This window comes from Bordetella genomosp. 9 (genome assembly GCF_002119725.1).
In the GTDB taxonomy this organism is placed as follows: Bacteria; Pseudomonadota; Gammaproteobacteria; order Burkholderiales; family Burkholderiaceae_B; genus Bordetella_C.
Map to the genome: position 1 here is coordinate 3,732,727 of NZ_CP021109.1, position 12,996 is coordinate 3,745,722.

Consider the following 12,996-nt stretch of genomic DNA (forward strand, 5'->3'; position numbering starts at 1 on the left):
GGCGGCACGGCTCCCCGGGAAGCGGCGCCCGGGCGTGCCCATTGGGAAATGCCGGTTTCGGGCACCATTTCCGCGGAATGCGGGAGGCCTGGATCGGTTAAGGTGGCGCTGTTGGGTTTATTTGATATGCCGGCGCCGCACCATGGCACTCGAACAAGAATTGCGCGACGCATTGGCGCGCGTCACACAGGCCGAACAGCAACTGGCCGTCGCGGACAAGGGATGGGAACTGCTAAGCCGTTCCCGCGCCGCCTTCATCAGCAGCCTCCGCCACACCGGGCTTTCCTACGCCCACGCCCAGATGAAGTTCGACGACTTCGTCGAAGAACAGCGGCGTCTGTACGACCATCTGACCGAAGCGCTGGCGCAAGCCCAGCGCGACTACGCCGCCCTGCAATCCCGCGCGGACGCCCGGGCGGCAGGCCGCCCGGCCTAGCCTCACATGCACAGATTGGCGGCCTGTACCTGATCCTGCACGCCATAGGAAGCGCGCGCCGACATCCGGATCTCCACCTTGCCGCTGGCGTATTGCTGTACCCGCAGCACCGCCGCCATGCCAGTCGCCCCTGCATCGATCACGTCATAGCCGCTCTTGGTGGGCAGCATCTTGACCTCTTCGCCCTGACGGCGCCACGCGTCGGCCACGCATTGCGCGTAGGCCTGGGGCGGCTTGGACGTATGGCCGAAGAACACCGGATCCCGCTTCAACATATCGTCGGGGGTCGTACATCCGGCCAGCGCCAGCAAAGCGGCGGCCGTGAAGAGATGGCGCGTCATCGCAGCTCCCGTTCAACGTAAAGACCGCGACTATACCGTTTTTGCCCGGCCATACGGGCCTGGCGCGGCCCCCCGCCAGTCGCCCCTGCGGGGGCGCCGCTGCCTCAGAAAGACGCGCCAGCCGATCCAATGTCGCGTATGCTGATGCGGTCCCGCGCGGCCGCGGCGCGTGCGGCGCGGGGCGCGGCATTCCGATGCCGCGGTGTCGAACGTCCGCATCCTTATCGCACAAGGAAACTCCCATGAAACGTTCAAGACTCGCCCTCGCCCTTCTTTGCGGCGCGATGGCCGCTTCTTCCGTCCTGGCTCAGCCCGCCATGCAAGGCAAGACCGACAAGGGTCCCGCCCTGGTCGATCACAAGAACATGACGCTGTACGTCTACGACAAGGACGCGCAGGGCAAATCCAACTGCAATGGCCAATGCGCCGCCAATTGGCCGCCGCTCGCCGCAGGCAGCGACGCCAAGCCCACCGGCAAATGGAGCGTGGTGACGCGCGACGACGGCAGCAAGCAATGGGCGTATGACGGCAAGCCGCTCTACACCTTCAAGAAAGATACGAAGGCCGGCGACGCCACCGGCGAAGGCGTGGGCGGCGTCTGGCACATCGCCAAGCCCTGATACGGGGCCGCCCGGCGCGCGGCCAGGCTTCGCGCGGCCGTCACCGGGCGCCGGTTTCAGCCTTTGACGCGCGCGGTTCCCCTTCCCCTGGCGCAGGCCCGGCGCCTCACCCTTTGTTGCGCAACGCGGACTTCGGACGGAAGGCCTTGACGACTTCGGGCCGCGTTTCGATGTAGGGCCCGCCGATCAGGTCGATGCAATACGGCACCGCCGCGAAAATCCCCGGCGCCGCGACGTTTCCCTGCTCATCGCGCAAGCCCTCCAGCGTTTCCTTGATGGCCTTGGGCTGCCCCGGCAGATTGATGATCAGCGCCGCATGATCCGGCGTTTCGCGCAGCACCGCCACCTGGCGCGACAAGATGGCGGTGGGCACGAACCTGAGGCTGATCTGCCGCATCTGCTCGCCGAACCCCGGCATTTCGCGTGTCGCCACGGCCAGCGTGGCTTCCGGCGTCACGTCCCGGCGCGCCGGACCCGTACCGCCCGTGGTCAGGACCAGGTCGCACCCCACGCGGTCCACCAGCTCCGCCAGGGTCGCGACGATGACGTTCTTCTCGTCGGGAATCAGACGGGCGGCATCCTGCCACGGCGACGCCAGCGCCTGGCCCAGCCATTCTCGCAGCGCGGGAATGCCCTGGTCCTGATAGGTTCCCTGCGAGGCGCGGTCGGAAATGGAAACGAGGCCGACGATCAGTTCGTCGGCATGGCGGCGCGCAAGACGCCCATCGAAGTCGCTCATGAACAGCCTTTGGGAAAACGGAACACGACCGGGCACTATACCGCCGCTGGCGCAGGCGCGGCGCTGGCCTCAGCGTCCCGAGTTCGCGCGCGGGTCGAATGGCGCCTGGCGCTGCAGGTTTCTGTAGGCCTCGCGCGCAGCCGCCGTGTCGGCGGGCGGCAGCACCACCTCCAGCTCCAGGTACAGGTCGCCCGGCGGATTGCCGGGCATCCCTCGCCCTTTCAGCCGCAGCTTGCTGCCATTGCGCGATCCGGCGGGAATCGCGACCTCCACCGGCCCGCCGGGCGTCGGCGTCGTCACGGTGCCGCCCAACGCGGCCTCCCACGGCGCCACCGGCAGGGTCAGCGTGAGATCGCGGCCGTCCACCCGATACAGGCGATGAGGCCTGATCCGCACTTCCAGATACAAGTCTCCGGGAGCGCCGCCGGCGTAGCCGGCCATGCCCTGCCCCGCCAGGCGGATGCGCTGCCCTTCCCGGATGCCCTTGGGAATCCGCACGCTCAGCTTGCGTTCCTGCAGGCGCGGGCGTCCCTGCGGATCCATTTTCATGGACCGCAGACTGATTTCCCGCGTTGCGCCGTGCAGCGTGTCTTCCAGGTCCACCTCGATGGTGGCATGGTGATCCTCGCCGCGCGACCGGAAGCTGCGTCCGCCCCGGCGGCGGGCGGCGCCGCCGAAAAGCGAAGAGAAGAACTCGCTGAAGTCGGCGTCCTCGCCGCTGCCGGCGGTGTTGAACTCGAAACCCTGGTCCCAGCCTGGCGGCGGACGGAATCCCCCGCCCGCCGATACGCCCGCGGCCAGGTCGTCGTACGCCGCGCGCTTCTGAGGATCGCGCAACACCTCGTACGCCTCGTTGATGTCCCGCATGCGGGCTTCCGCATTGGGCTCCTTGCTGACGTCCGGATGGTACTGCCGGGCCAGCTTGCGGTAAGCGCGGCGGAGATCGTCATCCGACACTCCGCGCTCGACGCCGAGTATCTCGTAATAGTCCTTGAACTCCATATGGCCTGCTCACATGTTCTCGTCCGGCGCGCCCGGCTCGCCGCAGCGCGCCAATCGTTCGTCCGATAAGCCCAAGTTGGGGCCTATTCGCTTTTTCTCAACTTGTCAACTTGAAATCACCAAACACGTTCCTACATAGGTGTCAAGTCATACCAACACCGAACCCACATCGGACGATATGGAGAAAGCAGCCATGTACGAACCCCTGCTCCACTTCCCGACCGGCCTCTTTGCCGAGTTCGAGCGTCTGCAACGCGCGCTCAACCCGATCTGGGGCGCGCAGCCCAGCAGCATCCGGGCGGTGTCGCGCGCCTACCCGCCCATCAATGTGGCACGCGGCGGCGACGCCGTCCTGATCGACATCTTCGTGCCGGGGGCCGACCCCGCCAAGCTCGACGTGCAGGTGGACCGCGGCCTGCTGACCATCAGCGGCGAACGCGAAACCGCCCTGCCCGAAGACAACGGCAAAACCAGCACGTATGCCACCGAACGCTACACCGGCCGCTTCACGCGGGCGATCAGCCTTTCGGATGATGTCGACCCGGAAGCCATCACGGCACGGTACACGGACGGCGTGCTGCGCATCGCCGTGCGGCGGCGCGGCAACGGGCAGCCCCGCCGCATCGAAATCCAATGACGGCCCGAGGATCAAGGAGGCATCCATGAATTCGACCCTGACGAACAGCGCGGCCCCGGCTGTCTCGCCGCGCGTGGACGTATTCGAAGACGAGAACGGCCTGACCCTGCTGGCCGACATGCCGGGCGTTCCGCGCGACAAGCTGACCATCGACGTCGATGGCGACACGCTGCGTATCGAAGGCGAGCTTGGCGAGTCCGAGCCCGCCCAGCCTTTGCACACCGAGATGCCGGCGGCGCGCTACCGCCGCGCCTTCACGCTGAGCCGCGAGCTTGACAGCAGCCGTATCCAGGCGGAATCGCGCGACGGGGTGCTGAAACTGCGCATCCCCAAGCGGGAACAGGCCCAGCCGCGGCGGATCGAAATCGTCACGGCTTGAAGGGCGGCAGGCGGACCGGGCGATGTATCGCCGCCAGGCGGCGCGCTCTGCACGCATACAACAATGCCGAGCGCGCGGGCCCGCACCGGCGCACGATTGAGTGGCGCCTGGGAGGCCTTTGCGACAGAATGAGTGCCTTCCAATCAGCCAGGCACTGGTTTGCTTCGTCGCCAAGCCCTTACGATTCAGCAGCAGATCCTTCTGCTCGCCGGCACGCTGTGCCTGGCCCTGGTGGCCGCGGCGGCCGGCGGCGCCGCGTACATGGGCCAGCGCCAGACGCGCGACCTGATCGAGCAGCGCGTGGCCGACATCGCGGGCGCCATGGCCCACACGCTCGATCGCGATATGTTCGAGCGCTTTCGGGAAATCCGGAACCTGTCCGAAGCGCCGACGCTGCAGGCAATGGGGGCGGGCATCATCCGCCCGCTGCTCACCGGGCGGCAGCAGTCCATGACCGATTACGCCTGGATCGGCGTGGCCGACGCCTCGGGCACCATCATCGCGTCCACGCAGGGCCTGCTGGAAGGCAAAAGCGTGGCGGACCGGCAATGGTTCCAGCGCGGCCGGGCGGCGCCCAACATCGGCGACGTCATCGAGTCCAACATGCTGCCGGAACTGCTCGGCCGTCCACGGGGCAAGGGGTTTCGCTTCGTGGAAATATCGGCGCCCATCGTGCGTGACGGGCGGCTGGTGGGCGTGGTCGGCGCCCATTTGAGCTGGACCTGGGCGGCCGACGTGCGGCGCGCCATGCTGGAAACGGACAGCAGCCGCGGCATCCGCGATCTGTGGATCCTGTCGTCGGACGGCGCCATGCTGCTCGGCCCCCGTCTGGGCAGCCGGCCCTTCACCGATGAACAGGTGGCGCGCATGCGGGCCGCGCGCCAAGGCTGCTTTGAGATCGACGGCGACGAAGGCAGCATCCTGACGGGTTACGCGCTGGCGTCCGGCTATCGGGACTATCCCGGCCGCAATTGGATCGTCGTGGCGCGGCAGCCTGCGCGCGACGCTTACGCCGCGGTGCGGAATCTGGAATGGCGCGTCCTTATTCTGAGCGTGCTGATCAGCATCGCCGGGCTGGCATTGATGTGGACCATCTCCACGCGCATCGCCCGGCCGCTGCGCGCGCTGACGCAGGCGGCTTCGCACCTGGGCCGCGACGCCTCGGTCACGATGCTGCCGCGCCTGGCGGGCGCCCGCGAGATCGTCGATCTGTCGGCCGCCCTGCGCTCGCTGATCCGGCGCCTGGGAATCGAGCAGACGCGCGCGGATGACGTCCAACGGCGGGCGCAGATGGAAGAGCAGCGCTATGTCCGCGAGATCACCGAATTGCGCCGAGCGGCCGGCATCGACCCGCTTTCCGGCCTGCTGAACCGGCGCTCGTTCCTGTATGCGGCCACCTTGCTCATGACGGAGCAGGCCGCCCGCGGCGGCCAGGTCGCCATCATCATGGCGGACATCGATTTCTTCAAACTGGTCAACGACAACCACGGCCACGGCGCCGGCGACGCCACCATCCGCAAAGTGGGCGAGATCCTGACGGCCTCTGTACGCGAGCGCGACCTGGTCGCGCGCTTCGGCGGCGAGGAATTCGTCATCATGCTGGCCGGCGCCTCGCCCAACGCCGTGCTCGCCACCGCCGAACGCATGCGCCGCAACGTGCAGGAAACGCCAGTCCAATACCACCACGCCGTCATCCGCATCACCATCAGTCTGGGCGTGGCACTGGCCGACGCAATGGAAGGCGACATCCAGGCCATTATCGAAAGCGCCGACCATGCGCTGTATCGCGCCAAGCAGCGCGGCCGCAATCGCGCCGTGCTGTCCGCCTGAGCGCCGCCGCGCATTTGCACGCCCGGCGAAAAAACGCCACGATGCGGCTGTTGACCATCGAGGAGGAGACCGTGACAGTGCCGCTGACCTTATACGTCGATGCCCGCTTCCTGAGCCCCTACGCGCTGTCCGCCTACGTGGCGCTGACGCAGAAGGGATTGGACTTCGAGGTCAGGCTGGTGGACCTGGACCAGGGCGACCAGCGCACTGCGCCGTTTCTGCACCGCTCCCCCATCGGCAAGGTCCCCGTGTTGGCGCACGGCGATTTCTACGTGAGCGAATCCAGCGCCATCGCGGAGTATCTGGAAGAGGCCTTTGCCCCGCCGGCCTGCCCTGCGCTGTATCCGGAAGAACCGCGCCGCCGCGCACTGGCGCGCCAGGTGCAGTCCTGGCTGCGCACCGATCTGCAGGCCTTGCGCCGGGAACGGCCGACGGAAGTGATTTTCGAGGGCGCGCATGCCGCGCCCCTGTCCGACGCGGCCCAGTGCGAGGCGGCACGCCTGGTGCGGGCGGCAACGGCGCTGCTGCTGCATGGCAATGGGCATTTGTGCGGGGTGTGGACCCTGGCCGACATCGACCTGGCCCTGATGCTGAACCGCCTGATCCTGCCCGCGGACGAGGCCAGCGAGCTGGTCCCCCAACCGCTGCGCGACTATGCCACGGCGCAATGGTCGCATCCGGGCGTGAGCCGGTGGGTCGCCAGCCGGGGATGACGGCGGCCTCCCCCCGCAGACCGCCGGCGCCGCTGAATCGGGCCGGTCCTTTCGGCCTTGGCCGCTCCCCGCGCGGGGAGCGGCACGTCCGTGCGCCTCAGGCCTGGCTGGCGCGCTGCTGCAGGATTTCCACCGCCGGCAGCGTCTTGCCTTCCAGGAACTCCAGGAAAGCCCCGCCGCCCGTGGAGATGTAGCCCACCTTGTCAGTGATGCCGAACTTCGCTATCGCGGCCAGCGTATCGCCGCCCCCCGCAATGGAGAACGCCGGCGATTCCGCGATGGCGCGCGCAACCACTTCGGTGCCGTGCGAGAACTGTTCGAACTCGAACACGCCCACCGGGCCGTTCCAGACGATGGTGCCGGCCTTCTTCAGGATATCGGCCAGCGCCTGCGCGGTCTGCGGGCCGATGTCCAGCACCATGTCGTCCGCGCCGATGGCATCGGCCGGCTTGACGGTGGCGGGCGCGTCCGCGCCGAACGAAGGCGCGCACACCACATCGGTGGGGATCGGCACGTCCGCGCCGCGCTTGCGCATGATGTCGATGACCGCGGCAGCTTCTTCGCGCTGGTCGGGCTCGGCCAGCGATTTGCCGATGGATTTGCCGGCCGCCAGCATGAAGGTATTGGCGATGCCGCCGCCCACCACAAGCTGATCCACCTTGCCGGCGAGCGACTGCAGGATGCTCAGCTTCGTCGACACTTTGGAACCGCCCACGATCGCGACCAGCGGGCGCTTGGGTTCGTGCAGCGCACGTCCCAGCGCGTCCAGTTCGGCCTCCAGCAGCGGACCGGCGCAGGCCACGGGGGCAAAACGCGCCATGCCATGCGTCGTCGCTTCGGCGCGATGCGCGGTGCCGAAGGCGTCGTTCACGTACACGTCGCACAGCGCGGCCATCTTGCGCGACAGCGCTTCGTCGTTTTTCTTCTCGCCCGCGTTCACGCGGCAGTTTTCCAGCAGAACCACCTGGCCGGGTTCGACCTGCACACCATCCACCCAATCGCGGACCAGCGGCGCGGGCATGCCGAGCAGCTCGGACAGCCGGCGCCCCACCGGCGCCAGGCTGTCGGCGTCGGTCAGCACGCCTTCCTTGGGCCGTCCCAGGTGGGAAGTGACCATCACCGCGGCGCCGGCGTCCAGCGCCATCCGGATACCCGGCACGGAGGCACGGATGCGCGTGTCCTCGCTGATGTTGCCAGCGTCATCGAACGGAACGTTCAGGTCGGCGCGGATGAAGACGCGCTTGCCTTTCAAAGCGCCGGCCTTGGCCAGCGCGGACAGGGTATTCACCTTGGACATATCTTCTCCATGTAGTCTTGGGGCGGCGCCGCGACGGCGGGCCCGCGGCCGCGTCGCGACGCTGGCGGCGCGCCGGGCCTGCCCATCGTGCCCCGGCGTCAAAACAAAGGGGACGGCGCGCCGTCCCCTTCGTCACCGTGTCATGGCATCCGCCAGGCGCGGTTTTACTTGGCGGCCATCAGCGCAACGGTGGTGTCCAGCATACGGTTGCTGAAGCCCCACTCGTTGTCGTACCAGGAAGAAACCTTGACCAGCGTGCCCGAGACCTTGGTCAGCGTGGCATCCACGGTGCTGGAAGCCGGGTTGTGGTTGAAGTCCACCGACACCAAGGGCTCGGTGTTGTATTCCAGGATGCCCTTGAGCGCGCCCTGCGAAGCGGCCTTCAGGATGCCGTTCACTTCCTCGACGCTGGTTTCGCGCTTGGCGATGAACGACAGGTCGACGATGGAGACGTTGATGGTCGGCACGCGGATGGCGAAGCCGTCCAGCTTGCCGTTGAGCTCGGGCAGCACCAGGCCCACCGCCGCGGCGGCGCCGGTCTTGGTGGGGATCATGCTCATCGTGGCCGAACGGGCGCGGCGCAGGTCTTCGTGATAGACGTCGGTGAGCACCTGGTCGTTGGTGTAGGAATGCACGGTCGTCATCAGGCCGGAAACCACGCCCAGCTCTTCATGCAGCGGCTTGACCAGCGGCGCCAGGCAGTTGGTCGTGCACGAGGCGTTGGAGATGACCGTGTGCTCGGCCTTCAGGGTGTGGTGGTTCACGCCGTAGACGACAGTCGCGTCCACGTCCTTGCCGCCAGGGGCGGAAATCACAACCTTCTTGGCGCCGCCCTTCAGGTGGGCGCTGGCCTTTTCCTTGGAGGTGAAGAAGCCGGTGCATTCCAAAACCACATCGACCTTCAGCTCGCCCCAGGGCAGTTCGGCCGGGTTGCGGTTGGCCAGCACGCGGATGCGGTCGCCGTTGACGACCATGTAGTCGCCGTCGACTTCCACCGTGCCCGGGAAGCGGCCGTGCACCGTGTCGTAGCGGGTCAGGTGCGCATTGGTCTTGGGGTCGCCCAGGTCGTTGATGGCGACGATCTCGATGTCGTGCTTCTTGCCGCTTTCGTAGTGCGCACGCAGCACATTACGACCGATGCGGCCGTAGCCGTTGATGGCAACGCGTAGGGTCATGACTCAATCTCCTCGTTTACAAAACCTGTTTGACGGCCTCGGCGACTTTTTCCGCAGTCAGACCGAAGAAGGGGAACAGCGCGCCCGCTGGAGCCGATTCGCCATAGCGGTCGATGCCGACCACGGCGCCTTCCAGGCCCACGTACTTGTGCCACAGGCCGGTGGAGCCGGCTTCGACCGCGACGCGCGGCAGGCCCTTGGGCAGCACGCTGGTGCGCCACGCCGCATCCTGCCTGTCGAAGACATCGGTGGAAGGCATGGAGACCACACGCACGGGCACGCCGTCGTTGCTCAGCAATTCCTGCGCCGCCAGCGCCAGCGCGACTTCGGAGCCGGTGGCGATGATCACCGCGCGGGCGCCGTCGGCGTCGCGCAGCACGTAGCCGCCGCGGGCGATGGCCGCCAGGGTCGGTTCGTCACGAGGCACGAAGGGCAGGTTCTGGCGCGACAGCAGGAGCGCCGTGGGACCGCCATCGTGCACGGCCATGCCGACGCTGGCGGGACGCTTCACCGCCTCGATCCAGGCCACGGCCGTCTCCACGGTATCGCAGGGACGCCACACCGACAGATTCGGTATCAGGCGCAGGCTGTTGGTGTGCTCGATGGATTGGTGGGTGGGGCCGTCCTCGCCCAGGCCGATGGAGTCGTGGGTAAAGACATGCACGACGCGCTGCTTCATCAGCGCGGCCATGCGCAAGGCATTGCGCGAATAATCGGAGAAGGTCAGGAAGGTGCCGCCGAAGGGCAGATAACCCCCATGCAGCGCGATGCCGTTCATGACTGCCGCCATGCCGAACTCGCGCACGCCGTAATTGATGTGGCGGCCGAACTGGATGGCCTGCTCGCCGGCCCGCACCGGGGCAACGCCCTTCCAGTCGGTGTAGTTGGAGCCGGTCAGGTCGGCGGACCCGCCGAGCAGTTCCGGCAGGGCCTGCGCCAGCGCCGCGATGGCGTACTGCGATGCCTTGCGCGTGGCAACGGTTTCGGCCTTTTCCACGGTGGCGGCCAGGAAGGCGCCGGCCTTCTCGGCAAAATCGGCGGGCAGCTCGCCGCGCATGCGGCGCTGGAATTCGGCGGCTTCGGCCGGGAACTGCAAGGCATAGGCGTCGAAGCGCGCCTGCCATTCGTTCTGCGCGATGGCGCCCGCGCGGCGCGCATCCCAGCCCTCGTAGATATCGGCGGGGATGACGAAGGGTTCGTGCGGCCAGTTCAGCGCGGCGCGCGTCGCGGCGATTTCGTCCTTGCCCAGCGGCGCGCCGTGGACCTTGTCGGTGCCCGCCACATTGGGCGCGCCCTTGCCGATCACGGTGCGGCAGACGATGAGCGTTGGGCCCGAATGGCTGGCGGCATGCCCGCGCGCCTGCCGGATGGCGGCATCCACGGCTTCCACGTCGTGGCCGTCCACGCCGCGGATCACGTTCCAGCCGTAGGCCTCGAAACGCTTGGCGGTATCGTCGCCGAACCAGGCTTCGACCTTGCCGTCGATGGAAATGCCGTTGTCGTCGTACAGCACGATCAGCTTGGACAGCTTGAGCGTGCCGGCGAGCGAACAGACTTCGTGGGAAATGCCTTCCATCAGGCAGCCGTCGCCCACGAAGGCATAGGTGTGATGGTCGACCACGGCATGGCCGGGGCGGTTGAATTCGGCAGCCAGCAGCGCTTCGGCCAGCGCCATGCCGACGGCATTGCCCAGACCCTGGCCCAGCGGGCCGGTGGTGGTTTCGACGCCCGGCGTGATGCCGACCTCCGGGTGGCCCGGGGTACGCGAGTGCAACTGGCGGAACTGCTTGATTTCCTCGATGGGAAGGTCGTAGCCGGTCAGATGCAGCAGCGCGTACAACAGCATGGATCCGTGGCCGTTGGACAGCACGAAGCGGTCGCGGCCGGGCCACGCGGGATCGGCAGGGTTGTGGCGCAGATGGCGCGTCCACAAGGCCTGTGCGATTTCGGCCATGCCCATGGGAGCACCCGGGTGCCCGGAATTCGCCTGTTGCACGGCATCCATCGCCAAGGCGCGGATGGCATCCGCCAAAGAGGGTTGTCGGGCGGTCGGATTGCTCATTCTTGATGCACTCGTCTCCCGGCAGGCGTGGAAAAAAGGGCCGGGCATAGGGTTTGAAGAGCTCACGATTTTAGCATCCGGGCGTGACCGGCCCGCCGCGCGGCCGCTCGGCCAATCGGTGTAGGGCGGCCGCCCGGGCGCGCAGGCGCCGCGGCGCAAAGCCGGCGCCATGGGCATGCGAGCCGCGATGCAGCAGAATAGCGGCTCGCATTACCTTCAATATGCCGACATGCCGACTCCCCGCTTCCATTGCCCTTTCGCGCTTTCCGCGCACGCCCGCATCGAACTTCCCGACGCCATCGCGCACCATGCGGTGCGAGTGCTGCGGCTGCGTGACGGCGACGCGCTGGTGTTGTTCGACGGACAGGGAGGCGAGTATCCCGCCACCCTGCGTGTGGCCGGCAAAACCGCACATGCGGAACTCGGCGCGCGCGATGCGCGCGAAGCGGAGCTGGCCGGCAGTATCACGCTCGTACAGGGGCTGCCTTCGGGCGACAAGATGGATTGGATCGTGGAAAAGGCGGTGGAACTCGGGGTGCAGCGGCTGGTGCCCATCGCCGCGCAACGCAGCGTGCTGCAACTGAACGGCGACCGGCAGGACAAGCGCCTGGCGCACTGGCGCCGCATCGCGGCGGCCGCCAGCGAACAATGCGGCCGCAACCGGCTGATGTGCATCGAGCCCGTAACGACATTGACGAACTGGCTGACGGCCTCGTCGGCGGAACCCCGCCTGTTATGCCACCCGGAAGACGGCGCGTCGTTGAAGCCTTCGCTGGAACCCGCGCGCCGGGCCGGCGCCGTGGCGTTGCTGGTGGGGCCGGAGGGTGGCTGGACGGACGCCGAGCGGGACGCAAGCCGCGCCGCTGGCGCCACGCCGGTCAGCTTCGGCACGCGGGTGCTGCGCACCGAAACCGCAGGCCTTGCCCTGGTGGCGGCCGCCACGGCGCTTCTGGAATGGGATGGCCCCGCACCTGCCGGGCCGGCAGCGCAAAGCGAAACCGATTCGGGTCAGCCGGCCTCGCCGTAAGGTGCGGCCGCCACGCCGGGCTCGGCGGCGGGATGGGCGCCTGCATGCTCCACGATATAGGCGAAGGACCGGCCGTTTTCGCGCGCGTATTCCGCCACGTCCTGGCACACCGACACGATGCGCGCAGCGTCTTCTTCCAGCGCAGGATCGCCGGAATGCAGCTTCTGCAGCCACAACACGACGCCCACCTTTTGATCGAGCACCGTGTCGCAAAGGCAATCCGTCAGTTCGTCGTAACTGCGGAAATGCATGGGAAAGTCCACCGCCTTGGCGATGGCCCGGAAGACCGCCGATCGGCTGCGCGCCCGGTCGCAGTCGGCGACGAACAGCGCGGCGCGCAGGTCATTGGCCGCATCGATAACCGATTGTTTGTCCAGGGCAGCAGCATCGAGCTCGCCGCCGCGCTGCATCTGTCGCTGCAATGCGGGCTGACCGGTTCTGGCCATGCTCGGACCTCCTGCAAAAATACTCATGTCCACCGCGATCCGTCCGCGGGATACGCTGCATCGTATCGGCATAAACCGGAACGATCAATCGCCCCGCGAAAGGTTTTCGCGCACGTCCGTCACGCCACGTGAACGGCCGGCGCGCAGGATTCGGACGATACACCGGGCAGGAGAAAAACGGGAGACAAAAGCGACGCGCACATGCCCTGGCGCACGGCATGCGGCGCGCATGCAACGGATGCCGTGCGGCCGTCCGGGACCGGCGAGCTTCTGGCACGCAGGCCGGTGAGAA

General features: G+C 67.6%; 14 protein-coding genes. 7 read left to right on the top strand and 7 right to left on the bottom strand.

Translation table 11 applies throughout. The annotated features are described in order from the left end of the window. Positions 1-142 precede the first annotated feature (142 nt). A complete protein-coding gene (locus CAL13_RS17185) occupies positions 143-436 on the top strand; it encodes a hypothetical protein (RefSeq protein WP_086058466.1) in 294 nt (97 codons plus the stop codon). 2 nt (positions 437-438) lie between these two features. On the opposite strand, the gene CAL13_RS17190 is transcribed toward CAL13_RS17185, so the two are convergent. Next, positions 439-777: a hypothetical protein gene (locus CAL13_RS17190; protein WP_086073046.1), complete on the bottom strand. Its 339-nt coding sequence runs from the start codon at positions 775-777 to the stop codon at positions 439-441. Between the two features lie 242 nt (positions 778-1,019). On the opposite strand from CAL13_RS17190, the gene CAL13_RS17195 reads away from it, so the two are divergent. Further along, positions 1,020-1,397, top strand: coding sequence for a COG4315 family predicted lipoprotein (locus CAL13_RS17195; RefSeq protein ID WP_086058468.1), 378 nt, complete (start codon positions 1,020-1,022; stop codon positions 1,395-1,397). 106 nt (positions 1,398-1,503) lie between these two features. Here CAL13_RS17195 and mog read toward each other — a convergent pair whose 3' ends face one another. Next, on the bottom strand, positions 1,504-2,136 hold the full coding sequence (mog, locus tag CAL13_RS17200; RefSeq protein WP_086073047.1) for a molybdopterin adenylyltransferase: 633 nt from the start codon (positions 2,134-2,136) through the stop codon (positions 1,504-1,506). Positions 2,137-2,205: 69 nt separating this feature from the next. Continuing rightward, positions 2,206-3,138, bottom strand: coding sequence for a DnaJ C-terminal domain-containing protein (locus tag CAL13_RS17205; RefSeq protein ID WP_086073048.1), 933 nt, complete (start codon positions 3,136-3,138; stop codon positions 2,206-2,208). A gap of 193 nt (positions 3,139-3,331) precedes the next feature. On the opposite strand from CAL13_RS17205, the gene CAL13_RS17210 reads away from it, so the two are divergent. From CAL13_RS17210 to yfcF, 4 genes are all read left to right on the top strand, one after another. After that, positions 3,332-3,775, top strand: a complete 444-nt coding sequence (locus tag CAL13_RS17210; RefSeq protein ID WP_086058471.1) for an Hsp20/alpha crystallin family protein — start codon at positions 3,332-3,334, stop codon at positions 3,773-3,775. 25 nt (positions 3,776-3,800) lie between these two features. Beyond that, positions 3,801-4,154, top strand: a complete 354-nt coding sequence (locus tag CAL13_RS17215; protein ID WP_086058472.1) for an Hsp20/alpha crystallin family protein — start codon at positions 3,801-3,803, stop codon at positions 4,152-4,154. Between the two features lie 159 nt (positions 4,155-4,313). Next, positions 4,314-5,984 carry a sensor domain-containing diguanylate cyclase gene (locus tag CAL13_RS17220; RefSeq protein ID WP_086058473.1) on the top strand — a complete coding sequence of 557 codons (1,671 nt, stop codon included), beginning with the start codon at positions 4,314-4,316 and terminating at the stop codon, positions 5,982-5,984. A 71-nt stretch (positions 5,985-6,055) separates the two neighbouring features. Next, entirely contained in the window at positions 6,056-6,697 is a 642-nt protein-coding gene (gene yfcF, locus CAL13_RS17225) for a glutathione transferase (protein ID WP_086073702.1), read from the top strand. A 97-nt stretch (positions 6,698-6,794) separates the two neighbouring features. On the opposite strand, the gene CAL13_RS17230 is transcribed toward yfcF, so the two are convergent. The 3 genes from CAL13_RS17230 to tkt all read right to left on the bottom strand — a co-directional run bounded on the left by CAL13_RS17230 (position 6,795) and on the right by tkt (position 11,231). Continuing rightward, positions 6,795-7,994: a phosphoglycerate kinase gene (locus CAL13_RS17230; protein WP_086073049.1), complete on the bottom strand. Its 1,200-nt coding sequence runs from the start codon at positions 7,992-7,994 to the stop codon at positions 6,795-6,797. 164 nt (positions 7,995-8,158) lie between these two features. After that, positions 8,159-9,169 (bottom strand): type I glyceraldehyde-3-phosphate dehydrogenase, encoded by a 1,011-nt coding sequence (gene gap / locus CAL13_RS17235; protein ID WP_086073050.1) that lies wholly within the window; start codon positions 9,167-9,169, stop codon positions 8,159-8,161. A 16-nt stretch (positions 9,170-9,185) separates the two neighbouring features. Further along, complete coding sequence (gene tkt, locus CAL13_RS17240) at positions 9,186-11,231, bottom strand: transketolase (protein WP_086073051.1); 2,046 nt, start codon at positions 11,229-11,231, stop codon at positions 9,186-9,188. Between the two features lie 229 nt (positions 11,232-11,460). On the opposite strand from tkt, the gene CAL13_RS17245 reads away from it, so the two are divergent. Next, positions 11,461-12,258, top strand: a complete 798-nt coding sequence (locus tag CAL13_RS17245) for a 16S rRNA (uracil(1498)-N(3))-methyltransferase (RefSeq protein WP_086073703.1) — start codon at positions 11,461-11,463, stop codon at positions 12,256-12,258. Here the strand turns inward: CAL13_RS17245 and CAL13_RS17250 are convergent. After that, positions 12,240-12,704 (bottom strand): barstar family protein, encoded by a 465-nt coding sequence (locus CAL13_RS17250; RefSeq protein WP_086058477.1) that lies wholly within the window; start codon positions 12,702-12,704, stop codon positions 12,240-12,242. The genes CAL13_RS17245 and CAL13_RS17250 overlap by 19 nt on opposite strands. Between the last annotated feature and the right edge of the window lie 292 nt (positions 12,705-12,996).

Bases quoted from the DNA above. Each gene is read 5' to 3' on its own strand.
- CAL13_RS17205 (WP_086073048.1), bottom strand. From the start codon at position 3,138: ATGGAGTTCAAGGACTATTACGAGATACTCGGCGTCGAGCGCGGAGTG.
- tkt (WP_086073051.1), bottom strand. From the start codon at position 11,231: ATGAGCAATCCGACCGCCCGACAACCCTCTTTGGCGGATGCCATCCGC.
- CAL13_RS17190 (WP_086073046.1), bottom strand. From the start codon at position 777: ATGACGCGCCATCTCTTCACGGCCGCCGCTTTGCTGGCGCTGGCCGGA.
- mog (WP_086073047.1), bottom strand. From the start codon at position 2,136: ATGAGCGACTTCGATGGGCGTCTTGCGCGCCGCCATGCCGACGAACTG.
- CAL13_RS17250 (WP_086058477.1), bottom strand. From the start codon at position 12,704: ATGGCCAGAACCGGTCAGCCCGCATTGCAGCGACAGATGCAGCGCGGC.
- CAL13_RS17210 (WP_086058471.1), top strand. From the start codon at position 3,332: ATGTACGAACCCCTGCTCCACTTCCCGACCGGCCTCTTTGCCGAGTTC.
- CAL13_RS17245 (WP_086073703.1), top strand. From the start codon at position 11,461: ATGCCGACTCCCCGCTTCCATTGCCCTTTCGCGCTTTCCGCGCACGCC.
- gap (WP_086073050.1), bottom strand. From the start codon at position 9,169: ATGACCCTACGCGTTGCCATCAACGGCTACGGCCGCATCGGTCGTAAT.
- CAL13_RS17230 (WP_086073049.1), bottom strand. From the start codon at position 7,994: ATGTCCAAGGTGAATACCCTGTCCGCGCTGGCCAAGGCCGGCGCTTTG.
- CAL13_RS17215 (WP_086058472.1), top strand. From the start codon at position 3,801: ATGAATTCGACCCTGACGAACAGCGCGGCCCCGGCTGTCTCGCCGCGC.
- CAL13_RS17185 (WP_086058466.1), top strand. From the start codon at position 143: ATGGCACTCGAACAAGAATTGCGCGACGCATTGGCGCGCGTCACACAG.
- CAL13_RS17195 (WP_086058468.1), top strand. From the start codon at position 1,020: ATGAAACGTTCAAGACTCGCCCTCGCCCTTCTTTGCGGCGCGATGGCC.